Raw genomic sequence first — 24,805 nt, 5'->3', positions numbered from 1 at the left:
AATCACCGTACAACGCGAAGAATCAACATACCGACTGCCAACAAGATAAAGTATGGCCAGCTGAAGATCGCCGGCGGCATGAGCTGAATCAAGAACTGATAGGTCGACGAGTAGGTCTCGACCACAGTGTCCAACGGCCAACCCGCATCGTTCAGATACCACCAGATGCTGCCTGCAAAAAGATAGCCGTTCAACAGACCAACCAGCAGGCTGACAAACCAGTTTCGTCCTGAGCCTGGGAACAGCAGGCCCACGCCGTGGTATGAAATGAAAGCAACAATGCAGAGCAGAACGGTAGCAAAAATGGCATAGACTGTCTCCGCACTGCTCTGGCTAACGCCCAGGGTGGTCATGACGCTGGCCAGCTGATCGCCGAGGTAGTCTGGGATGAAGGTGAGTACAAAGAGAGCAAGCAACAACATGGTCGTGACGCCCAGGTCCCGTTGGTAGCCCCGAACAATGCCAATGGCCCCGAACAGACCAATTACAACCAGAAAAAACACCTCTATTGGGCCCATGACCTCACCTCTTCACGCCACGTCGAACGGTGAAGAAAAGAAAAATCGCAATGGCGATTGCTATCATTATCCCGATCAGCCGTATGGTATCCGGGTTAGCCAGGCTGGCCATGAATTGATCGAAGACCGAAGCGCTGCTGACGGTCGCCGACGCAGTACCTGTTCCCGATCCACTTCGAATGAAGGGCAATGGGAAGAGAGCTCCAGAGATGCCGAATATCAGCGGTATGCTAACGGCGGCCAAGATGTAGCCGTAAAAAAGGCCCAGAATGCCGCCAAAAACCTCCGACTTCTCCTTGATGATGATTGCCAGAATTACGGCAATCGCGACGGCAAACCCAATCACCAGCAAGAGTGCAAACCGTTCCGAATCGCCCGAAAAGAGAGGTTCCACGCTCTCCAGCTTGGCGCCCGCACTGTTCAGGTCGCCACTGGCGACATCGCCTAATCCACCCTTGATAGCCAACATGATACCCATGTAGATGCCATTGAACGTATCAACAATCAGGTCGGGCATCCGCTCGACAAGAAACGCAGCGATAAGCAGGACAATCAGCGAAATGATTGCCCACCTGGTGCCGTTCAGATACCCCATGACCGCAAAGATGGCCATGATGGATGCTAATACGAATAGAAAAAAGCCATCCATTGGATTCCTCGCTGTCTATTGGCCGCCAACAGCCAAACTTCGTATCTCCTGGGCGATTTTGCCTGCCGCGTCAGGTTGAGCCAGCGACGCGGCAGCCTTGCCCATCAAACGAATCTTCTCCGGATTTTCAAGCAACCCAACAACAGTTGCCAACAGATCGGCCTCAAGTCTGGCGTCTGGCAGCTTGAGCGCTGCGCCCCGGTCAACCAGATAGTCGGCGTTGACATCCTGATGCTGCCCTGAATAGGGATAGGGCACCAGGATGCTGGGAAGGCCGAAGGCGGGAAACTCGCCAAGCGTCGAAGCGCCCGCCCGCGCCACTACCAGATCTGCCGACGCCAGGGCATAGCCCATGTCATCGTGCAAATAGGGAAAGGAATGATAGCGTTGACGTTTTGCTTCCGTCAGCTTTCCGATTCGATCCTGCATAGCTTGCCAATCCAGCGTACCAGTAATATGAACCACCTGATAACGATCGAGAAGGTCATCCAGGACTGCGGCCAAGGCCTGATTGATGCTTCGGGCGCCGCGGCTGCCACCGAAGACCAGGGCAACTGGCTTCTCCCCGGCCAGTCCCATACGGTGCCTGGCTGCCATCCGATCGCGGGCCACTTTCAGAATCTCGGGACGCACCGGGTAGCCTGTCACCACAGCCTTGCCAGGAAAATGCTCTGCCACCTCCGGGAAGGTGACCGCCACACTCAGTGCAAAACGGCTAAGCCGGCGGATTGCCAGGCCTGGCTCAATATCTGGCAGGTAAATCAAAACCGGAATACCGGCTCGCCAGGCGGCCCAGACCACCGGACCCGTCACGAAACCACCGGTTACAAAAACGACATCGGGCTTAAAATCGGCAATCTGTTGGCGAGCCTGCCGGGAACCCTTCACCATTTTCAACAGGCTGGCCGTCGCAGTCCAGGGAACCATCCCTCTCAGTTGGCCACTCTGAATGCTGCGAAAATCGATGCCGGCCCCGCGGGCCAACTGCTCTTCGATGCCACCATCGATGCCAATGTAAAGGATCGCGTCCGCCTCACCGTCGTCGCGGGATTCTCTTGACTGCTCTGGCATTGGCAGCGCGCTTTCGCTTGCTTGTGCCGGTGCGACGAGCGATGGTCCTTTTTGTCCTGGTAACGCGCCCGCCGAGCTTTCCGGCTCGGCCGAAACTGGCTGCCTTGACGACGTAGCTGGTGGTAGCGCCTGCCCGTCTTGATCGTGCCGTTCCCTTTGCCCGTTTTTTAGGGCGTCCAGAACGGCCAAAATTGGATAGACGTGGCCACCAGTCCCACCGCCCGATACCAGCAGACGCATTGACCGCATCGGTTTGGCTGTCATCTCGCCGGGCAGGTTTCTTTGAGGTCTCTGCAAGTGTTCCATATCTTGAAATACTCAATAACAGACCCACCCCGGCCAGGCATGCCAGCAGGGAGGATCCTCCATAACTGATGAAAGGCAGCGTCAAACCGCTGAACGGCAATGTTGCCGTATTGACTGCCATGTTGAAGAACGCCTGAATAGCCAACCAGCCTGTGATGCCACAGCCAAGCACCATTCCAAACCTATCCTGGGAACGAAGTGCGATTCGCAGGCCGCGATAGGCCAGAGCCATGAACAGCCCTACCACCAGGAGGGTACCCACGAGGCCCAGTTCCTCGCCGACGACGGCGAATATGCTATCGGTGAAGGGCAAGGGGACATCCTTGGCGCCGTCGCCCAGCCCCGTCCCAAACCATCTGCCTCTGGCAAATGCCTCCAGGGCAGCTGACACCTGATACCCTCCCTCGCCTCCGGGGTTTTTGATCGCGGCCAGGAATTCGTCGACGCGATTCTGGGCATAGCCGATCTGCGTTACGGCAAGTACCATGGTTATCGTTGCGATTACAATAGTAGCGATGACCTGCTTGCCATCAGCGCCGGCCACGAAATACATGATCAATCCTGTGACCACGATTACCATGGTGGTTCCCAGGTCTGGTTGCAGGATAATAAGCAACGACACGAGCCCCAGCAAGATCGCGAACGGCAGCAATCCGAGAGACACCTTCTTTATCCGGTCGCCCTTGGAACTCAGCCAATAGGCGATGTAGATCGTAATCGTCAGCTTGGCGACCTCGCTGGGCTGGACAGATGTGCCAATCAGGTGCCGTCGGGCACCCAGATTATCCACGCCAAAAAGCAGCACGGCGATCAGAACACCCAGAGTAACGATCATGATCAGCAGCGCGAAATGGTGCAGGATTCGATAGTCGATCAGGGCCAGGATGACCATCGCAACACCGCCGACGGCCAGCCATTGGAGCTGTCGGAGAAAGTACCAGGTTGATTTCCCCCAGGTGCGGTTGGCTTCCTCAAAACTGGCACTGAAGATCATGACCAGGCCCAGTCCGACCAATATGGCTACCACGCCCATCAACACGAAATCGTAGCGGGCAATTTCGGTTCCTGAGATAGTATTACGTTTTTGACGTGACTTCGACGGTTTCTTCGATAATGTCGCCATAGGACGTTCCCGTAGTTCTGACCGCCTGCCTAAAGAGCTGCCACCAACCGGCGATAGTGGTTACCTCTCGCCTCGAAATCTCTGTAGGCATCGTAACTTGTGCCGCCTGGAGATAACAACACCAGGTCACCTGGCCTGGCTACCCGGGCTGCTTCCTCAACGGCATCGGCCAGGTTCTCGCACCGAACGATCTCGATATCTGGTTCAGGTCTGGCATGGACAACCGACTCCCAAATCAGGCCGGCCGCTTCGCCAAACAGAATCAGGTGTTTTACTTTCTGGAGAACCAGGCTGGAAAACCCGGTCCAGGAGAGTTTTTTGTCGCGGCCACCAGCTAAGAGAATGATCGGCTGATCGAAGCTGTGCAGTGCTGCCGCCGCACGCTCCGGGGTGGTGGCAATAGAATCGTTGATCCAGACGACGCCATTGGCCTCGCGGACCAATTCAAGACGGTGAGGAACGCCGGCAAAGGTACGTGCCACCTTGCGCATCGCCTCGGACGATGCACCGGCAGCGCCTGCTGTGGCGCACGCCGCCATGACGTTGAGAACGTTATGGCGGCCTGGAAGCCCAATATCGGTTACATCAACGACAGGATGCTCCTGCCCCTGGTACTGCCACATCAACTGTTCTCCGTCCAGCCAGCAGCCGTCGGATGCGTTGCGCTGGAAGCCGAAGCCCACGATTTGACCCTCGATGGCAAAGTTCAGGGCCTGCTGCCCCTGGCCGGCCTCGATGGTCACCTGCAATTCCCGTAGCCACCTTCCTGTAATTTCATTGTCGCTGCCCAACACCGCAACATCATCTGCGTGCTGCCAGCGAAGAATATTGGCCTTACAGGCTGTATAATTGGCCATCGACGGGTGTCGATCCAGGTGATTTGGTGTCACGTTCAAGACCGTCGCAATGTGGGGGCTCAATGAACTTCCGCCTGCCATCTCGTCAAATAGCTCCAGTTGAAAGCTGGATAGTTCCAACACGAGAATATCGTTTCGCTCCGCCTGATCCAGCCGGTCGATCAGCGGGATTCCGATGTTACCGCCCACCCATACATGGGCCCGGTGGGCACCTGGCCCGCTGTGCCGACGACCATCAACGGGAGCCTTCAAACCACTGGCTTCCAGCATAAGACCCACCAGAGTCGTCGTTGTCGTTTTGCCACTTGAGCCGGTAATGCCAACGGTTGGCGCCGGACTCCCGGCAATTGTCAACAGAGCATCGTTACTGAGCCGAATGCCCTGCCGGCGCGCCGCCCGAACCAATGATATCTGAGGTGGCACGCCGCCGCTGAGACAGAGCATGTGGCAGCCGTTCAAAAGGGAGGGCGGATGATCGCCCAAAACCAGGCGCACATCGGTTCCGGCCAGGGCTGCCAGCGGTTCAGCCAACTGGTCGGGCGAGGCAAGATCGCTGATCGTCACTTGGGCACCGCGGCTGTGAAAGAACGTTGCCAGTGCGGTTCCCTGACGGGCCAGACCCAGAATGACGACCCGCTTGCCGGCGAAAGACTCCATTATGAAATGAAATAAACAATTAAATGAGCGCCAAAGCCACGCCGAGCATGCCAGCCAGAATTCCACAGAGAAAGAACCGTTGCATTACCTGTGTCTCGCTCCATCCCAGAAGTTCGAAATGGTAGTGCAAGGGGCTCATCTTTAACACTCGTCGACCCTCTCCGTAGCGACGCTTTGTGATCTTGAACCAGCCCACCTGAATGATGACCGAGAGGGCTTCGGCAACGAACATCGCGCCGACAATTGGCAACAACAACCACTGTCCCGTCATGAACGCGATAACAGCCAGAGTTGCGCCGATCGACAATGCACCAACATCGCCCATAAAAAGGTCGGCCGGATGGACATTGAACCAGAGAAAGGCCAACAGAGCACCAACCATGGTGAAACAGAAGGCCGACAGCCAAACCTGACCCTGCAGATTGGCAATGACTCCATAACAGGCGAAAGCCACCGCAGCCAGCGAACCGGCCAGACCGTCCAGACCATCTGTCAAATTGACAGCGTTCGACGCGCCAACAATGACGAACATGGTGAGAGGTACGTACAGCCAGCCGATAGGTATCTTCTCGTCAATGCCCGGTATTGCCACGCTCCTCAATTCGGTCGGGCTCAGAAACAGAACCAGCGCCAGGATCAATGCTAAAACGAATTGCCAACCCGCCTTGCTGCGCGCCATGATGCCCTCACCATGTACGCCTACATCCCGGACACCCTCCAGATCGTCGATCAATCCCAGAATGCCAAAAGATATCAGGGCGAACAGAGGTATCAGTATGGATCGGCCGATAAACGTGAAGCCAAGCAGATTCGCAATGTTGAGGACACCCGTGATAATCACCACTGGGATAATGATCATCAGCCCACCCATGGTAGGTGTGCCCATCTTGAGCTGATGAGCGCCAGGTTCCTCGACGCGAATCTTCTTGCCCATGCCATTGCGCGTCAGCCAGTTGATCAGGGGCCGGCCCCAGATCACGGCCAGGAAAAAGGTAATGGTGCCCAGCGTCAAGGAATAAGCCACGGGCCCTATTGCTCCTCGTCTCGCGGCAGGCTGAGAGCGCTTACGATCTCATCCATGGAAGATCCTCGGGAACCCTTCACAAGTACGACATCCCCGGGGCCGATCATCTCTCTCAGCAAAGCCACAGCCGCCGGAATGCCGTGCACCCGCCTGACCTGGGATTTCACCAGTCCGGCTGCTACCGCCTCTTCGGCAATCCACCTGGCCCGGCTGCCGATCGTAATCAGGGCATCGACCACGTCAGCCGCCCTGGCACCTACCAGGCGATGCCCCTCCTCTTCATAGCTGCCAAGCTCCAACATATCGCCCAGAACGCCAATGCGGCGGCCATGGCCGACATCAAGGTCGGCCAAAAGATTCAGCGCCGCCAGGGTCGACGCGGGGCTGGCATTGTAGGTGTCATCCAAAAGAGTGGCGCCATGAAGGCCGCGGGCAACAACCAGCCGAAGCTGAACATCGCTATCCTGAAGCCCGGAGACGATTTCCTCCCAACTCAAGCCAGCCACGAGCCCAACCGCCGCGGCCCGCAGGGCCGTGTGAACGCTGTGACGCCCAATCAAGGGTACTCGGACGTGCAGTACATCCTTTCCATAGTGAAAACGAAAACGGATCCCGTCCAGCCCCTCACTCTCGATAGAATCGGCCCACAGGTCGGCATCGTCCGTCAACCCATAAAAGAATGGTCTGGCATTCGTCTTTTCCACCATCGCGCTGACCAATGGATCATCGGCATTCAGGATGGCCCAGCCGTTCGGAGGGAGAGTTTCCACAAGTTCGGTCTTGCCCTGGGCAATCCGCTCGATCGATCCCGCCCGCTCCAGATGGACTGGACCCACATTGGTGACTACGCCGATAGACGGTTTGGCGATTCGGCACAGATCGGCGATCTCGCCCACATCGTACATGCCCATCTCGAGCACCATATACTCGTAACGATCATCCATCTCCAGCAGCGTCAAGGGCACACCTATTTCGTTGTTAAGGTTCCCACGGCTCTTCCCGGTTACGTAGCGGCGGGAAAGAACGGCAGCGATGATTTCCTTGGTCGAGGTCTTGCCGACACTGCCAGTCACACCAACCACGACAGGTGAAAAACGGTTTCGCCAATAGCCTGCAATCTGCTGTAGCGCCTCCAGGGTATTATCCACCTTGATACAGATGGCCTGCTCGGCTGCGATCGGTGACACGGACTCGGGCTGTTGTGGATCGATAAGCGCGCAATTGAGATCAACTGATGCCTCTACGAGGGCAGCGATGGCACCGCGGCTGACGGCATGGGCAACGTATTTGTGGCCATCGGTGCGCTCACCATGCAGTGCTACGAACAGGCTTCCAGGTTCGGCAAGACGGCTGTCAATCACCACTGAGGTCAAACCCTGCTTGAAGCGACTATCTTCGAAGGGAAAGGTTTGGCCGCTCAGGGCCTGCCACACATCCTCCAGGGAAAGCATCATGGTTTGTTAGCGACCTGCTCGGGCGGAACGTGTGCCATGTGCAGAAGTTTTTTGACAACTCGCGAGAAGGTGGGTGCTGCTGTTTGCATTGACCAGGGATTGGTGGTGGGCCTATCCAGCTTCACCAAAACCACAAATTCCGGATCATAGGCAGGGGCAAATCCGACAAAAGAATGCACTGTCGCCGTGGGATGATAACCACCTTCAATGGCAACCTGTGCCGTCCCGGTCTTTCCTGCAACAGTATACCCGGGCACAGCAGCCAGGGGAACACCCTCTTCGACCACATTCACCATCAAATCGATCATGGCTTTGGCACTGTCGGCTTTGATTACCCTTTGCTCCGATCCCTCCGATGGTCGCATAACCCGTCCCTGGAAAACCATGCTGTCGACGATGTGAGGCTGCACCAGCACCCCGTCGTTGGCGATGGCCGCAGCGGCAGTTGCCATCTGCAATGGCGTTGCCGCCAGCCCTTGCCCGAAGGCATTGGTTGCCAGGTCGGACTCCGACCACAGGGTGTCGCCAGGAACCTTGACGGTACCGGCGATTTCGTTGGCAAGATCCACTTCGGTCAATTGCCCAAAACCGAAACGTCGCACGTACTGGTAGAACCGAGATTCGCCCAACTCGAGTGCCACTTTGGCTGTGGGTACGTTCAAGGATTTCGAGAGCACAGTCCAGATCGAAACCTCGCCATGGCTCATCCGGTCGGAATTCATGATTGTTCGCCCGCCGACCTCAAGCTTCTGAATGTCGGTCAGGACAGAATCGGGTGTTATGATTCCGGCGTCGATTCCGGACGCAATCGTGATAATCTTGAAAATGGAGCCAGGTTCATATTGGCTGGTAATCGCCGGATTGGCCAGGACCGTGTTGGTTGCGCGGCCGAAATGGTTGGGATCGTATGACGGAAGACTCGCCATCGCCTTGATTTCGCCCGTTTCAGGATCCATCACAATGATGGTTCCGGACACGGCGTTATAAGTACCGATCGCTTCACCCAGGGTCCTTTCGACTTCATACTGCATACGCCGGTCGATCGTGAGGACCAGGTCCTGGCCGACCGGAGATGGCAGATATCGTTGCCATCGATCAGGTAGATCGCTGTAGGCTGCCTGCACGCCGGGGTCTGAACGGAAAAAAGATGTTTCCAAGCTGGTTAGAAAGGAATCGTACTCCTCCTCGACGCCGTAATAGGCGCGGGGTTCACCGTTGACAAAGCCAAGCACATGCGCTGCCATTGACCCTTGCGGATAATAGCGGGTGGGAATCGGTCTTGTACCCACATCAAGTCGATGCCAGGCGGTGATGTCTTCACCGACCATTTCGGGAGCTTCCCTGGTCAACGTAAACGTTCCCGCGCCCTGCTGAGCCAGGATCGTGACCAGCTCTGCGCGGTCCATCTCAAGAGCAGGACCCATCGTTTCGACCAATTTGTCAGCCAGCTCCTCGATTTCCTCATCATGTACGAGCCGGGGTTCGACCCAAATCTCCCATCGGAAGGTATCGAAGGCCAAGGGTTCACCAAAACGGTCGACGATCATGCCTCGCTGTTCACCTCGACCAGCGGCAACCAGGGCCTGTTCATGGGGTTCGGAACCCCGACCCAGGGGACTTGGTTGCACCACCGCCCAGCGCACCAACTGCACCATCAGAACCAGGAAACCGAGAAAGAGCGCAAAAGCGATAATAGCGATACGCACTTGTGGATGATCATCGCGTCCTGCCATGAAATTTGCCTATTCTACGACACTTTGAGCTTCGGGAACTCGCACGACTGCTGGCTTGCAGCCAGCGGTCGTCTATGGGAAAACCTTCGCCTCGATCTCGTCGACCAGGTCCGAGCCCGCCAGTCTCACCGATTCGAGCCAGCCCGTCACGTCGAGGTTGGCCAGCCAATTGCGCTCGCCTGCTTTTTCGGACACCTTCGGCGACTCGATCGTTGCACCTTCCTGGTGGGCGACCTTGCCGGCAGATCCCTCTGCGAGCAGGTGCAGATAGACAGCGTTGTGAGGGGGACCCATGCCCAGTTTGCGCGCGCGCTGTTCCAGCACCTTCTGTTCGGAATATTGGGTGATCGATCTGATAACATCGGCATTCATGCGTTGCAACGAGGCTTTTTCTTCCTTGAGTTCGGTAATTCGAGCTTCAGCGGCACTCATCTGGCTGCTGGGCAACACGTACAGAAACAGGATCAGGGTTACCAGCGCGATTCCCAGGAAAACGCCCCCGTACTGCAGGGTCTCACGGGATATCCTTGGGGGCTTCTCATCCTGAGACTGCAGGGCCGACGATGAGGGAGCGGTGGGCCGGATTCTGGGCAGTACCGTCCGTTCTATCACGGTAGCATTCCTTCCTAACGCAGGTGTTGGCAGGTGCGCAGCAGCGAAACCAAACGATCAAAAAGGGTCGACCTAACGATCCGGGATGGAATCGGGTAGTTTCTCCGCAGCGCGGAGTCTGGCACTTCGACTACGAGGGTTGACGGTCACCTCGTTTTGACTTGGGCGCAGAGGCTTTTTGGTCAGGACGCGCAAGCTTGCCCGGTGACCACATTCACAAATAATCACTTCTTTAGGACAGATACAATCGGTTGCCTCGCGCCGAAAAAAGTTTTTTACAATGCGATCCTCCAATGAATGAAAGGATATCACCACGAGGTGCCCACCGGGGCGCAGCAGCTTCACCGCCTGAGGCAGGACATCCGACAGCACAGCCAGTTCCTCATTGACGGCGATTCGCAATGCCTGGAAAGTCCGCGTTGCCGGGTGAATCCTTTCGCGCCGGGCAATCGTATTTCCGATCACCGCTGCCAATTCGCCGGTGGTATATAATGGACGGGCTGCAATGATTGCTCTGGCAATCCGCCTTGAGTATCGTTCCTCTCCATAGTGGTAGATCAAGTCCGCCAGGGCCTTCTCATCCAGCCTGTTGACAAGATCGGCTGCCGAAACATCCTGTTCAGGATCAAAACGCATATCCAGGGGACCGTCAGCCATGAGAGCGAAACCGCGCTCAGGGTCGCCGAGCTGAAAACTGGATAGCCCCAGATCTAACAGAATGCCATCTACGCGGGCAAACCCTTGCTGGATAGCCACCCTTGAAAGATGACGAAAGTTAGAATGGACCACAACGGTCCGTCGATCGAATCGTTGTAATCGCTGGCTGACACGCTTGACTGCTGCCGGGTCTGCGTCTATACTCAAGACCCGGCCACCCACAGGGGTTGCAGGGTCCACAGCCAGGGAAAGCGAGTCACCCGAGGACGAAGCAAGCAATATCGCCTCTGAGTGACCACCGCCACCAGCCGTGGCGTCGATGTAGACCCCGTCGGGACGGGGCCCCAGGAAGTCAAGAACCTCCTGTGGCATCACAGATGTGTGAGTCGAACTGGTACCAGTCGACTCAGAGGTTGGTTGTGGAGCGTTGGGCAACGCCGGTAAAGATGCCATGACGCTGTCCTGCTCCGGAAATCATACATCCAGACCGGCGAAGTATTCCTCGTCGGTCAATTCATCAGACAAGTACTCACTCTGTTCCCGCCATGCATCGGGTGCCCAGAGTTCCGCATAGATATCCATGCCGGCGATCAACACCCTGTCGGTGATGCCGGCATGATCGCGTAACCATTGAGGAATCAGGATACGGCGTTGTTTATCCGGGTCTACAGCGTGCGCCTGGGGAAAGAGGCGACGGCGCAGCTTACGAGCCCGGGTGTCAGTAAAAGGGAGTTCACGGATACGGCCACTGAGTTTTTCGAATTCCGCGGCAGGAAACAGGTAGATGCAACCCTCCAGTCCACTGGTAAGCACAACACCGGCCGCCAGCTGCCCAGCCAAGCCAGACGGCAAGGTCAACCTGCCTTTTGTATCCAGGGAATGCTCAAACTGACCGATCAACATAGCGCCACTACAACCTCTAGCCTCAGAAATGCTCAGGGACGGAATCAGGATTAGAACAGATGATCTCCAACTTGTCCCACTGCCTCTACGATTCTGATTGAAAGTCTGGACCAATGCCCCACTTTCTCCCACAATCCTCCACTTCCTGCCATCTTATCACCATTTCCGTGATTTGGCAAGCGTGATTTTGGCAATCCGATTGACCTGACTGCCAATTTTAAGGTTACGCGAGCAAGATCGATCGAAAAGCACTGCGAAAGAGGCCCTGCGCGACACCTGGAATCCCGGAAAATTGGGACTTGACAAACACGCCATTTCGTGATAGAATTTGAGCTTGCGGAAAAATCGCTTTCACAAATAGCGAGTCTCAACTGGCATCATCTCACCAAAACAGTAAGTTCCACAACAGAACAGAGGCCCATGTCCAATGGCCGGACCTGCGGGTCAGGCTATCGATTGGTGGTGGGCATTTGGCGCGTTTAGAAGTGTGACAAGAGACAACACTAACAACATCCAAGCCAGGAATTCGTTCGTTTCCTATTGCACGCGTTGTCTGTGCATACGTAAATGAACGGCCTGGCTTTCTTGGTCAGAAAAACAGGTGACCCACTCTTTTTTATTAGGCCTCACTGCCCAGTACAAGCAGTGCATTAGACACCGGAGGTATGACCTTGGCTTCCAAGTACGGCATCGATCGCAAAAGCTATGCTCGCATCCCCACCGCTCAGCCCTTGCCCAGGTTGACAGAAATCCAATTGGATTCATTTGCCTGGTTCAAGAGCGAGGGGCTCAAGGATCTCTTCAGCGAGATTTCTCCGATTGTAAGTTTTAACAAAAACCTCGAACTGCATTTTGGCGATTTTTGGTTTGGCGAACCCAAATATACAGAAAAACAGTGTCGCGAGCGGGATATCACCTTTTCAGCACCGCTGTTTGTCAAAGTTCAGCTACGCAACCATGACACCGGCGAGATCACTGAGCAGGAAGTCTTCATGGGTGACTTCCCCCTCATGACCGACGCAGGCACCTTCATTATTAATGGTGCGGAACGCGTGGTTGTCAGCCAACTCATCCGCTCCCCTGGTGTGTACTTCACAGTTGATGAGGACCGCACTACCGGACGCGACCTGTGTATGGCGAAACTGATTCCCAGCCGGGGCGCCTGGCTGGAGTTTGAGACATCCCGACGGGATATCCTCACAGTCAAGATTGATCGCAAACGCAAACTGCCGGTCACGGTTCTTTTGCGAGCAATCGGTTATGGCAATGATGACGAAATCTTCCAACTCTTCGAAGATGTCGACACCATGCCGGAGCACCCTTACGTGGCTGCAACCATTGAAAAAGAGCCCGTTAACCTGCGGACACGGGATGAGGCGCTGCTTGAATTCTACAAGAAACTACGACCGGGTGACCCTCCAACCCTTGATAACGCCGAGAAGTTCCTGCAAAACCTGATTTTTGAACCCCGGCGTTATGACCTGGGAAAGGTTGGGCGTTACAAACTAAATCGCAGGCTCGACCTCATGAACGACGTGCCCCTGAGTCAGCGTACGCTCACCAACCTGGACCTGCAAAAGGTCATCGAGCACATGATCAAGATCAACAACGGCATCGATACGGCCGATGACATTGATCATCTCGGAAATCGCCGGGTCAAGACCGTCGGTGAACTGATTCAGAACCAGATTCGCATCGGCTTACTGCGCATGGAGCGCGTCGTTCGTGAGCGGATGTCCATTCGCGATCCCGAACAGATTACACCACTGTCGCTGATCAACATCCGGCCTGTCGTCGCAGCGACTCGGGAGTTTTTCGGTGGCAGCCAGTTGAGCCAGTTTATGGATCAAACCAATCCGCTGGCTGAGCTTACCCACAAACGTCGCCTGAGCGCCCTGGGCCCTGGTGGCCTGCGACGCGAGCGAGCCGGTTTCGACGTTCGCGACGTCCACCATAGCCACTACGGCCGTATCTGTCCCATCGAAACACCGGAAGGTCCCAATATTGGCCTGATCGGCTCTTTGGCCAGCTATGGCCAGATCAACGAGTATGGGTTCATCGAAACCCCTTATCGCCGAGTGCTTCACGAGGTGGATCTGACATTGCCCCATGCCGTCGGTACAACCCTGGCAGAAGCCGTCGTCGATCCGACCACTCGCGAGACCCTCGTGCCGGCTGGCACCGTAATCGACGAAGATGTTGTAGCTCTGGTGACCGATACGCTGCCTGAAGGGGCGTTACGTCCCTATAAGATCATTCCAAAATCAAGCAGCGACATCATCTTTCTGACAGCAGATGAAGAAGACCGTCACTCCATTGCCCAGGCAAGCGCCAAGCTGGACGAGCAAGGTCAGTTCGAATCCTCCCGCGTGTCGGCACGGCACAGCCAGGACTTTCTTTTCGAAACACCCGAACATATCGACTATATGGACGTTTCGCCCCAACAGATTGTGAGTATCTCGGCCTCCTTGATCCCCTTCCTGGAACACGACGATGCCAATCGCGCCCTGATGGGATCCAACATGCAGCGCCAGGCGGTGCCGCTGCTTAAACCGGAAGCCCCTATTGTCGGGACCGGCATGGAAAGGCGAGCCGCCATGGACAGTGGCCACGTAGTTCTGGCCAAGAACGCTGGCGAGGTCGTTGGAGTGACCAGCAACGAGATTACCATTCTGGAGGAGGATGGGACGCGCCGCAGCTACGAGCTGCGCAAGTTCAACCGGTCCAACCAGTCGACGTGCATCGACCAGCGACCGATCATCTTCAAGGGCGATGTGGTTGAAACGGACACGGTACTGGCAGACTCCAGTTCGACCGACCGGGGCGAGTTGGCCTTGGGCCAGAACATATTGGTTGCATTTTTGAGCTGGGAAGGTGGCAACTACGAAGATGCTATCCTGATCTCCGAACGGTTGGTTCAGAATGATCGTTTTAGCTCCATTCATATCGAAAAACACGAGACAGAGGCCCGGGATACCAAGTTGGGCGCCGAGGAAATAACCCGAGATATTCCCAATGTAGGCGAGGATGCCCTGAAGGATCTGGACGAGGACGGCATCATCCGAATCGGTGCCGAGGTCGGCCCTGGCGACATTCTGGTTGGCAAGATCACGCCCAAGGGTGAAACCGAGCTAACCCCTGAGGAAAAACTTCTCCGAGCGATCTTCGGGGAAAAGGCAAGGGAAGTCAAAGACTCCAGCCTGCGCCTGCCCCACGGAGAAAAGGGCAAGGTGGTCGACATCAAAGTCTTCAGCAGAGAGGATCATCGCGACCTGCCCTCGGGCGTGGAAAAAATGGTGCGGGTAATGGTGGCGCAGCAGCGCAAAATCAGCGAAGGGGACAAGATGGCCGGCCGCCACGGCAACAAGGGTGTCATCTCCAGGATCGTACCGGTTGAGGACATGCCCTTCCTGGAAGATGGAACCCCGGTCGATATGATCCTCAATCCCCTGGGTGTACCGGCCCGAATGAATATCGGACAGGTGCTGGAAACCCACCTGGGCTGGGCAGCGCAGGAACTGGGATTCTCCGCCGAAACCCCTGTCTTTGACGGCGCGCGCGAGGATGAGATCGAGGCGGAGTTAGCACGCGCGTGGCTCATGAGCCGTGCATGGGAGAAGGCATCCAAACGAGCCTGGGCCTGGGCCGAAGAGAAAGAGATCGATCCCGAAGAACTGCTTGACGACATCGAGATTCGTTCTCTTTACCTGAGTGAGGAGCTTGGTGAGCGTGGCTATGACCCCGAACTTGTCTACTTCGACGAATCCTATGCGCGCAATGCCTTGCTGCGGGAGTGGTTGGCCGAAGAGCCTCAGGAATATGATCCCGACGATATCATGTCCGATGACTATGAGGCCTTGTCACCGGAAGAGCGCGAGCGGATCAACGAAAACGCCCGTCGGGTCTGCCTGCGGGAATGGTTGAAGCAGACCAGGCGCGACGAGATGCGAATGGCGGTCTTTGACGAAGCTGAACCGGAACTTGATGAAGAAGCAGAAACCGACCTCGATGCCGAAACCGATATCGAAGTCGAAGTTGCGAGCGAGGACGAGGAACCGGCGGAGACCAACGATCGCATCTGGTACGCTGAGGTACCAGAGTCTGAGACGGAAAAGGAAGCCGTCTATGAGGAAATGGAACGAATTTCCAACCTCAGTGACGAGCAAGTGGAGCAAGAGGCCGTTGAAGCGGCTCTGGCAAAGAACCAAAGCCTGCCCACCGCCGGCAAGATGTTGCTCTACGACGGTAAATCTGGTGAACTCTATGACCGCCCGGTTTCCGTAGGTGTCATCAATATGCTCAAGTTAGCCCACTTGGTCGAAGACAAAGTACACGCTCGTTCGACAGGCCCCTATTCGCTCGTGACCCAGCAGCCCTTAGGTGGAAAGGCTCAATTCGGTGGTCAGCGATTCGGTGAGATGGAAGTTTGGGCCCTGGAAGCTTACGGCGCGGCCTATACGCTTCAGGAAATGCTGACGGTCAAGTCGGACGATGTTACCGGCCGCGTCAAGACCTATGAGGCTATCGTCAAGGGCGAACCCATCTCCTCACCCGGTGTGCCGGAATCCTTCCGGGTCCTGGTCAAGGAGCTGCAGTCCATGGGGCTGGCGGTGGACGTCATCAATGAAAAGGAAGAGGTCATCCATTTTGGCAAGGATGACAGCGAAGAGCAATTACCCAAACTGGGCTTCAGCATTAGTGTTCCTGGCCCGATGGCCGGCAGGTAGAAAGGCGTTCAGCGAAGATTCGCACAACGTGCAGTTTTCGCCCAGACCGCCCTACCATATTCAAGAGGTGAAAAGTGGAAGTTAACGATTTTGATGCCATTCGAATCTCTCTGGCTTCGCCTGAACAGATCAAGGATTGGAGCTTTGGCGAGGTTACCAAGCCGGAGACCATCAACTATCGCACTCTGCGTCCGGAACGAGATGGTTTGTTCTGTGAGCGCATCTTCGGGCCCACCAAGGACTGGGAATGCTACTGCGGAAAGTACAAGCGAGTACGATACAAGGGAATTACGTGCGACAAGTGCGGTGTCGAAGTGGCTCCCAGCAGAGTGCGCCGCGAGCGCATGGGCCACATCGATCTGGCCAGCCCTGTCAGCCATATCTGGTATGTCAAGGGGGTCCCCAGTCGCCTTGGACTACTGCTGGACATCTCGCCGCGCAACCTGGAGCGCGTTCTCTACTTCGCCCAATACATCATTACTTATGTCGATGAAGACCAGCGAAATCGGGTCCTCCAACGTCAGGAAAAAGATCTGGCGATGCGTCTGACCCGGTTAGACAGCGAGATCGACAGCCAGATCCTTGAGATCGAGCAACGCCGCGACGCTGCCATTGCCACCCTGGACGAGGAAGAAGAGAAAGACCTGGCAGAATTGGCCGAGCGTCTCGAGCAAGAATCGAACGCGGTCATCACGGAAACACGTAACGTGACCACCCAGCTGGAGAACCGGATGGGCAAAACCGCGGAGGAAACGATTCAGCTCTCCTGGACCGACTCGCCTATCGTTCAGGGCGGGAAGACGGTGGAGCATTCCCACCTGGACATGGTCAACGAAGCTGCCCAGGAACAACTAAGTGAAATCGACGCCGAAATTTCCGACGAGCGAGCCTTGCTGCAGGAACGTACTGCAGGCAAGCGTGACCTTGTGCGCAATACCGCCGATCAGGAGATTATGGATATCCAGGAAACCAGGGATGTCCAGGCCGACGCCCTGCGAACCTCCATGGAAGAGGAGCTCGCGGAGCTCAAGTCGATTCAGGAGCGGCAATTGTTGACCGAGTCCCGTTATCAGGAACTGGCCGACAGCTGGGGAAATGTTTTCCGAGCGGGCATGGGTGCCGAGGCGGTTCTTGATATCGTTTCACGCATGAACCTGGAGAAGATGGGCAAGGAACTGCGCCAGGAGATTAAAACCAGCCGGTCCAAGCAGCGCCGAAAGAAAGCCGCCAAACAGTTGCGCGTCGTTGAGGCCTTCCGGAAGTCGGGCAACCGGCCCGAGTGGATGATCCTGACAATGTTGCCTGTCATTCCGCCAGACCTGCGCCCCATGGTCCAATTGGACGGCGGCCGGTTTGCGACCTCGGACCTGAACGACCTGTACCGTCGAGTGATCAACCGAAACAATCGGTTGCGCAGGCTCCTGGAGTTGGGTGCTCCTGACGTAATCGTGCGCAACGAAAAACGCATGTTGCAGGAAGCCGTAGATAGTCTCATTGACAACGGCCGCCGGGGCCGCGCGGTAAGCCGCAGCGGCAAACGGAAACTGAAGTCGTTATCTGATATGCTGAAGGGAAAACAAGGGCGCTTCCGCCGCAATCTGTTGGGCAAGCGCGTTGACTACTCGGGTCGCTCGGTCATTGTGATCGGTCCTGATCTGCAGCTTCACCAGTGCGGCCTTCCCAAAAAGATGGCTCTGGAGCTGTTCAAACCCTTCGTCATGCGACGGCTGGTGGAATTCAACCATGCCCACAATATCAAGAGCGCCAAACGCATGGTCGATCGCGTCGACCCGGCCGTTTGGGATGTGCTGGATGATATTACCAGAGAAAGGCCGGTTCTGTTGAACCGCGCACCAACCCTGCACCGGTTGGGCATTCAGGCCTTCGAGGTAGTGCTGATCGAAGGTAACGCCATCCAGCTTCATCCGCTGGCCTGTACGGCCTTCAACGCCGACTTCGATGGCGACCAGATGGCCGTTCACGTGCCTCTCTCCGAGATGGCAGTGCGTGAGGCGCGCGAGCTGATGCTCTCAACCCGCAACTTGCTTAAGCCTGCCAGCGGCGAACCGATCGTCGGCCCCTCCAAGGACATGGTTTTAGGCGTCTATTACCTGACGACTGTCATGCCGGGAGCCAGGGGTGAGGGCAAAGTTTTTGCAGATTTTGACGAGGTGTTGATGGCCCAAAGCCTTGGCATCGTCGATCTTCGGGCCAGCATCAAAACTCGCTTCACGACGCCGCTGGACGAGGTCGGCCTCGATACCATCGAACTGAGTTCTCGCGTGCTGGATGCTCTCGAGAGCGGCGGCATTTCCACCGTCGGACAGGCGCTGGATGCCCTCGCGCAAAAGAGCGATAGCGCTTTGACCGATGAAATCAGTGGATTCGGTGCCAAGGGCCTGGAGGAGCTGAAACACCAGTTACGCTCGCATGGCTACTCGGCTGCCAGGTGGCCAAAGGATCGGCTCATCGAGACCACGCCAGGACGGGTGATCTTCAACCTTGGACTGCCGGAAAATCTGCACTTCGTCAATGAGGTCCTGGACAAGAAACAGGTCAACAACCTGGTAGGTGAGTGCTACGACCTTCTTGGCCAGGAAGAAACCGCCAAGATGGTGGACGTTGTCAAGGAGATGGGCTTCCGCTACGCGACCCGCAGTGGTTTCACGATCGCTGTCAGTGATATCGAGGTACCAGAAATTAAAGCGGACATCCTCGTTAACACCGCCAAAGAGGTAGAGCAGGCAGAACGACAATATCGCCGGGGCCTGATCACAGAGGATGAAAAGTACAACCGCGTTGTCGAACTGTGGACCCGCGCCACCGATGATATCACACAGGCAGTCCGCGAGCAGCTCGATCCGTTGGAGGGAATTGGTGCCATGGCGACCAGCGGCGCTACCAAGGGTGGCGTTACCCCTATTCGCCAGCTGGCGGGCATGCGAGGGCTCATGGCCGATCCCTCGGGCCGGATTATCCCACTGCCGATCCGGTCCAACTTCCGGGAAGGCCTGACAGCCCTGGAGTACTTCCTGAGTACCCATGGCGCTCGCAAGGGCTTGGCGGACACAGCCTTACGCACCGCTGATGCAGGCTACCTCACGCGACGCCTGGTGGATGTGGCGCAGGATGTCATCATCACCGAGGAAGACTGCGGAACCACTGCAGGTATATGGATAAGCGCCGCTGAAAGTCAAAAAATCGGTGAGAAGCTCGGCGAACGGCTTGTTGGTCGTATGGCTGCAGCACCGATCAGTGACCCCAACACCGGTGAAGTAATCGTTGAGAGCAACCAGATGATCGAGGAAAGCGAGGTCGACCTGATCGAGGCGTCCGGCGTCGAGCGAGCATTCGTGCGCTCTCCCTTGACCTGTCAAACCCAGGTAGGGCTCTGCAAATACTGCTACGGCCGCGATCTCGGTCGAGGGTGGTTGGTAGAGTTGGGTGAAGCCGTCGGCACCATCGCAGCGCAGTCCATCGGCGAACCGGGCACGCAGCTGACGCTGCGAACCTTCCACACAGGCGGTGTGGCCGGCGGTGAGGATATCACCCAGGGTCTTCCCCGTGTTGAGGAGCTCTTTGAGGCTCGTAACCCCAAGGGCGAGGCTGTGATCAGTGAGATTGACGGCATCGTAAGTGCCCCGTGGGACGGCGAGCAACGGATGATCAAGGTCACCGACTCCCGTCTCATTCGCAAGACGATTGAAATCCCTGCCGGCGCGGAGCTGGTGGTTAAAGACGGGGATCGCGTCCAGGATGGCACATTGCTGGCACGCTTCGGTGAGGACAACGAAGTACTGGCCATTACAGATGGCACCGTCTTCCTTGAAGAACAGGATGACGGCACGATCATTGCCACAATACGACGCGAAGAGACAGACGAGTGGAGTGAAGCGATTCCTCCATCAACCAGGCTGCGGGTCGACCAGGGCGATTGGGTCGCGGCGGGCACTCAGCTAACTGAGGGTGCAAAGAATCCCAAGGAAGTCCTGCGAATCCAGGGCCGGGAGGCTTGCCAGGTTTATCTTTTGGAAGAAGTCCAGAAGGTATATCGCTCCCAAGGTGTTGGCATTCACGACAAACATATCGAGGTTGTGGTGCGCCAGATGTTGCGAAAGGTGCAGGTGCTTTCGGCAGGTGACAGCGAATTTCTGCCCGGCGAACTCATCGATCGCTTTATCTTCGAGTATGTCAACAACCAGATCATCGCCGAAGGGGGTGAACCTTCTCAGGCGGAAATTGTGCTGCTTGGTGTAACCAAAGCTTCGTTGAACACCGAGAGCTTCCTGGCAGCCGCTTCCTTCCAGGAAACGACACGGGTCTTGACCGAAGCCGCCGTCAGGGGCAAGTATGATCACCTGCGCGGCCTCAAGGAAAACGTCATCATCGGTAAACTGATTCCGGTCGGAACCGGTTTCCATGCTCGACAAGCGAAGCTGGCGGAGGAAAAGGAAGCCAGAGAAGCCCAACTGGCTGCTGAAGAAGCGGCGGCGATGGAACAGGATCTCGACGGCGGCGATGATGGGCAACTTCTGTCCATTACGGACGACAAGCTGGCTGAGGCCCTTGGCCTGCTCTCGCAGCTTCCTGACTTTGGAGAATTACCCGACAAGCCGGCTGACTGAGGGAATTCGGATCATATAGAAGTTCAATTTGACCGAGCCCTTAAGTTGTGCTAGAATAATGGATCGTAGGCCGAATCTGATCATCGGTTCGGCCTACCTTTGTGATTTAATACAGTTAACCGGCGGCATTCTGCTCGTTTCCGAATGAACAGATGCCGCATTGATTACCCAACCAAAAGACGCGTGATCAAAATGCATCGCAGAACCGATAGTTGACCGGTCAGATGCTGGGTTACGCCAGAAGACACACATTTTAGGGAGACGACCTTGCCAACCATAAATCAGCTCGTTCGCAAGGGCCGCAAGCCAAAGCCGGCCAAGGAAAAGGCCCCTGCGCTTCGCTACACCCATAACTCGATCAAATCTCGCACCCGCAGGATGCCCAAGGGTTGTCCGCAGAAGCGTGGCGTATGCACCCAGGTACGCACGACAACACCAAAAAAACCCAACTCGGCTCTGCGCAAGATCGCCCGCGTGCGCCTCTCCAACGGAATCGAAGTGACCGCTTACATTCCTGGTGAAGGACATCGCCTTCAGGAGCACTCCGTGGTGCTGGTGCGTGGTGGTCGTGTCAAGGACCTTCCAGGTGTCCGCTACCACATCGTTCGTGGTGCTTTGGACAGTACCGGAGTTGAGGATCGCAAACGCGGACGCTCAAAATATGGCGCTAAGCGCCCAAAGAAGTAGCAGGAGAAAAGTAGTTCATGCGACGCAATAGAGCTCCCCGTAGGGAAATCTTGCCTGATGCCAAGTACAACAATGCAGCGCTGGCCAAGTTCATCAATCGCATCATGTTTGACGGCAAAAAGAGTACAGCCCAACGCGTGGTCTATGGTTCCTTTGACATCATTGCCGAGCGAACTGGAAAGCCGCCGATCGAGGTATTTGAACAGGCCGTTCAGAATGCTTCGCCGACGGTCGAGGTCAAACCTCGTCGTGTTGGTGGCGCCACCTATCAGATTCCCATCGAGGTAGCTCCGAATCGGCGACAGGCACTGGCCCATCGCTGGCTGATCGGCAACGCTCGGCGGCGGCCTGGCAAATCCATGGCGCAGAAGCTCGCCAGTGAACTTATGGACGCTTCCAACAACACGGGCGCGACCATCAAGAAAAAGGAAGACACCCACCGGATGGCCGACGCAAATCGAGCTTTTGCACATTACCGTTGGGGCAGAAAATAGGACAGCCGACAGATAGCCGTACTTTTGCGGCCACTTTGTCCCTATCGAAAGTAAAAACCTGACGGGCGGCTGGCTGAGTTCAGCTGTCCGTTCTTCATTGTAACGAAGTAGCGACTCTGGTCCCGAAACACTGCCGGAGTTACCAACTCAATCATGTCTGAATCCAATCCGCTAAGCAGCTATCGGAATATCGGCATCATTGCCCACATCGACGCGGGCAAGACGACCACCACCGAACGCATCCTGTTCTACTCTGGTCGTACCTATCGCCTGGGCAACGTCGACGAGGGCACGACGGTCACCGACTGGATGGAACAGGAACGTGAGCGTGGTATTACTATTACAGCTGCCGCGATCACCAGTGTTTGGCGTGATCACCAGATAAATATCATCGACACACCGGGGCACATCGATTTCACAGCCGAAGTCCAGCGCAGCCTGCGAGTGCTGGATGGCGGTGTCGTGGTCTTTGATGCCGTCGCAGGAGTCGAGCCCCAATCGGAAACCGTCTGGCGCCAGGCCGATCGCTACAAGGTACCGCGCATCTGCTTTGTCAACAAGATGGATCGAGTAGGCGCGAACTTCTGGCGAACCGTCGATATGATCCGAGAACGATTGAACGCCAATCCAATCGCCATTCAACTGCCGATCGGTCGGGAAGACCAGTTCCAGGGAGCCGTCGATCTCATTGAAGAACAAGCATGGATTTTCTCCGACAAACTGGGGGCAAAGCCGGAGCAAGTGCCGGTGCCGGCGGACATGGAGTCCGATGTGGCTCTGCACCGGGAGCGGTTAATCGAAGCGCTGGCGGAAACCGATGATGAGCTGATGCTCAAATACCTGGAGGGCGAGGAGATCACGCCCGACGAGATTCGGGCGAGCTTGAGGAATGCGACAATCAAGTCAGAGTTGGTGGCCGTATTGTGTGGAACGGCGCTGCGCAACAAAGGGGTGCAGCCATTGCTCGATGCCGTTGTCTATTATCTCCCTTCGCCTCTGGATATTCCTGCCATCGTGGGAACTAATCCCTTCACAGGCAAGGAAGAAGCCAGGCCACCCGATCCGGACGGCCCCCTGGCCGCCCTTTGCTTCAAGATCGCTACCGATCCCTACTTGGGCAGGCTCGCCTACCTGCGCATCTATTCCGGCACTATGACAAAGGGAAAAAGATACCAGAACGCCAACAAGGAACGCAAGGAGAGAATCGGCCATTTGGTTCGCATGCGGGCCAACCAGCGGGAAGAGATCAGCGAAGTCGGCGCCGGGGATATTGCCGCTGTTGGAGGTCTGAAGCACACCTTCACCGGGGAAACCCTGTGTTCGCCCGAAGCACCAATTATTCTGGAGACAATTACCTTTCCCGAGCCTGTCATCTCAATCGCCATCGAGCCTCGTACCAAGGCTGATCAGGACAAACTCAGCCAGTCGCTGCAACGTCTGGCCGAAGAAGATCCAACCTTCCGTGTCCGCTATGAAGAAGAGACCGGCCAGACGTTAATTGAGGGAATGGGTGAACTGCATCTGGAGGTCTTGATCGACCGCATGCTGCGCGAGTTTGGCGTTCGGGCCAATATCGGTCGACCTCAGGTTGCCTACCGCGAGACCATCCGACGGCCCGTCGAAAGCGAGGCCCGATACGTCCGGCAGACAGGAGGTCGAGGCCAGTACGGTGTCGTCAAGCTGGAATTGGAACCATTACCCCAGGGATCGGGCTTCGAATTCGAGGACAAGATCCGCGGCGGCGCAATACCCAGAGAGTTCATACCCTCGGTCCAGCAGGGAGTTCGGGAAGCGCTGGAGAGTGGCGGTTCAAGTGGCTATCCCCTGGTTGATATCAGGGTCAAACTGGTTGATGGCAAGTACCACGATGTGGACTCGTCTGAACTCGCCTTCAAGATCGCCGGATCCATGGCACTTCGCGAGGGTGTGAGGAAGGCAGGCCCGGTGTTGCTTGAGCCGATCATGGCCGTCGAAATCGTGGTACCGGATACTTCTACCGGTGACGTGATTGGTGAACTTGGCGCCCGGCGGGGCCAGATAGAAGGAATGGAGCCCCATTCGTCGGGTTTGCAGGCCATTCGGGCGTTTGTGCCATTAGCGGAAATGTTTGGGTACGCTACCAGCCTGCGATCTGGTACCCAGGGACGCGGAACCTTCTCGATGGAATTTGACCATTATGCTTCGGTTTCCCCCGAGGTTCGCAAACGTATCTTTGGCGGCACGTATTAGGTCGCGTCGGGCAGGAAAAGCCGCAGAATCGGCCTCCCAACCGACCTGAATGACACCGATACGAAATTTGGCACTGTATTTGGTCTGTGCTATAATCGATAGGTTGCCACCGGAGTGATTGCGACTGACCCGGATGGCATTAGGTGCCCGAAACGTGACCTAAACACGTCAGGTGGGTGCCAGCGCATAAGGATTTACTCGGGATAAGCCTGGGGTTGCCACTTGCGCGTGGATGCTCTGGGTTTTTGTGTGTCCAAAAGACACGTTGATTCTGGAACAAAGCCGTGATGACCACCGACGAAGCGGGGTCATCATAATTGCCAGGTAGCAGTACAAAAATAGGAGAATTCTGATGTCCAAAGAGGTATTCCAGCGGACGAAGCCACATGTGAACGTTGGTACCATTGGTCACATTGACCACGGCAAGACGACCTTGACGGCAGCCATCACCAAGACACTCGCTCTGAAGGGGTGGGCTG

At 56.3% G+C, this 24,805-nt stretch carries 17 protein-coding genes; 6 read left to right on the top strand and 11 right to left on the bottom strand.

Annotated features, from left to right (window positions below; genetic code table 11):
- Positions 1-2: 2 nt before the first annotated feature.
- The 11 genes from U9R25_06950 to U9R25_06900 all read right to left on the bottom strand — a co-directional run bounded on the left by U9R25_06950 (position 3) and on the right by U9R25_06900 (position 11,564).
- Positions 3-518, bottom strand: coding sequence for a hypothetical protein (locus U9R25_06950; GenBank protein MEA3335633.1), 516 nt, complete (start codon positions 516-518; stop codon positions 3-5).
- A 4-nt stretch (positions 519-522) separates the two neighbouring features.
- Positions 523-1,167 carry a hypothetical protein gene (locus U9R25_06945; GenBank protein ID MEA3335632.1) on the bottom strand — a complete coding sequence of 215 codons (645 nt, stop codon included), beginning with the start codon at positions 1,165-1,167 and terminating at the stop codon, positions 523-525.
- A 15-nt stretch (positions 1,168-1,182) separates the two neighbouring features.
- Positions 1,183-2,238, bottom strand: coding sequence for a UDP-N-acetylglucosamine--N-acetylmuramyl-(pentapeptide) pyrophosphoryl-undecaprenol N-acetylglucosamine transferase (locus tag U9R25_06940; protein MEA3335631.1), 1,056 nt, complete (start codon positions 2,236-2,238; stop codon positions 1,183-1,185).
- On the bottom strand, positions 2,201-3,667 hold the full coding sequence (locus U9R25_06935) for a putative peptidoglycan glycosyltransferase FtsW (protein ID MEA3335630.1): 1,467 nt from the start codon (positions 3,665-3,667) through the stop codon (positions 2,201-2,203). The genes U9R25_06940 and U9R25_06935 overlap by 38 nt, the downstream gene beginning before the upstream one ends.
- A 29-nt stretch (positions 3,668-3,696) precedes the next feature.
- Positions 3,697-5,181, bottom strand: coding sequence for a UDP-N-acetylmuramoyl-L-alanine--D-glutamate ligase (gene murD / locus U9R25_06930; GenBank protein MEA3335629.1), 1,485 nt, complete (start codon positions 5,179-5,181; stop codon positions 3,697-3,699).
- Positions 5,182-5,200: 19 nt separating this feature from the next.
- Entirely contained in the window at positions 5,201-6,205 is a 1,005-nt protein-coding gene (gene mraY, locus U9R25_06925) for a phospho-N-acetylmuramoyl-pentapeptide-transferase (GenBank protein MEA3335628.1), read from the bottom strand.
- Between the two features lie 5 nt (positions 6,206-6,210).
- Positions 6,211-7,659, bottom strand: a complete 1,449-nt coding sequence (gene murF, locus U9R25_06920; GenBank protein ID MEA3335627.1) for a UDP-N-acetylmuramoyl-tripeptide--D-alanyl-D-alanine ligase — start codon at positions 7,657-7,659, stop codon at positions 6,211-6,213.
- The gene (locus tag U9R25_06915) at positions 7,656-9,392 is read right to left on the bottom strand and encodes a penicillin-binding protein 2 (protein MEA3335626.1); all 1,737 of its coding nucleotides are present in this window, start codon (positions 9,390-9,392) and stop codon (positions 7,656-7,658) included. The genes murF and U9R25_06915 overlap by 4 nt, the downstream gene beginning before the upstream one ends.
- Positions 9,393-9,464: 72 nt before the next feature.
- On the bottom strand, positions 9,465-10,004 hold the full coding sequence (locus U9R25_06910; GenBank protein MEA3335625.1) for a hypothetical protein: 540 nt from the start codon (positions 10,002-10,004) through the stop codon (positions 9,465-9,467).
- A gap of 72 nt (positions 10,005-10,076) precedes the next feature.
- Entirely contained in the window at positions 10,077-11,114 is a 1,038-nt protein-coding gene (gene rsmH / locus U9R25_06905) for a 16S rRNA (cytosine(1402)-N(4))-methyltransferase RsmH (GenBank protein MEA3335624.1), read from the bottom strand.
- A gap of 21 nt (positions 11,115-11,135) precedes the next feature.
- Positions 11,136-11,564, bottom strand: coding sequence for a division/cell wall cluster transcriptional repressor MraZ (locus U9R25_06900; protein ID MEA3335623.1), 429 nt, complete (start codon positions 11,562-11,564; stop codon positions 11,136-11,138).
- Positions 11,565-12,229: 665 nt separating this feature from the next.
- Here U9R25_06900 and U9R25_06895 point away from each other — a divergent pair.
- The 6 genes from U9R25_06895 to U9R25_06870 form a co-directional block, all read left to right on the top strand.
- The gene (locus U9R25_06895) at positions 12,230-16,291 is read left to right on the top strand and encodes a DNA-directed RNA polymerase subunit beta (GenBank protein MEA3335622.1); all 4,062 of its coding nucleotides are present in this window, start codon (positions 12,230-12,232) and stop codon (positions 16,289-16,291) included.
- 74 nt (positions 16,292-16,365) lie between these two features.
- Positions 16,366-20,916, top strand: a complete 4,551-nt coding sequence (locus tag U9R25_06890; protein ID MEA3335621.1) for a DNA-directed RNA polymerase subunit beta' — start codon at positions 16,366-16,368, stop codon at positions 20,914-20,916.
- A gap of 267 nt (positions 20,917-21,183) precedes the next feature.
- On the top strand, positions 21,184-21,603 hold the full coding sequence (gene rpsL, locus U9R25_06885) for a 30S ribosomal protein S12 (GenBank protein ID MEA3335620.1): 420 nt from the start codon (positions 21,184-21,186) through the stop codon (positions 21,601-21,603).
- Positions 21,604-21,620: 17 nt separating this feature from the next.
- The gene (rpsG, locus tag U9R25_06880) at positions 21,621-22,097 is read left to right on the top strand and encodes a 30S ribosomal protein S7 (protein ID MEA3335619.1); all 477 of its coding nucleotides are present in this window, start codon (positions 21,621-21,623) and stop codon (positions 22,095-22,097) included.
- A gap of 153 nt (positions 22,098-22,250) precedes the next feature.
- Positions 22,251-24,326, top strand: a complete 2,076-nt coding sequence (fusA, locus tag U9R25_06875) for an elongation factor G (GenBank protein MEA3335618.1) — start codon at positions 22,251-22,253, stop codon at positions 24,324-24,326.
- Between the two features lie 352 nt (positions 24,327-24,678).
- On the top strand, positions 24,679-24,805 hold a 127-nt coding region (locus tag U9R25_06870), incomplete at its 3' end, for a GTP-binding protein (GenBank protein ID MEA3335617.1).

This window comes from Chloroflexota bacterium (genome assembly GCA_034717495.1).
Taxonomy (GTDB): domain Bacteria; phylum Chloroflexota; class Anaerolineae; order JAAEKA01; family JAAEKA01; genus JAYELL01.
Note: the sequence above shows the minus strand (reverse complement) of the source record. Positions and strands in the feature narration are given on the sequence as shown.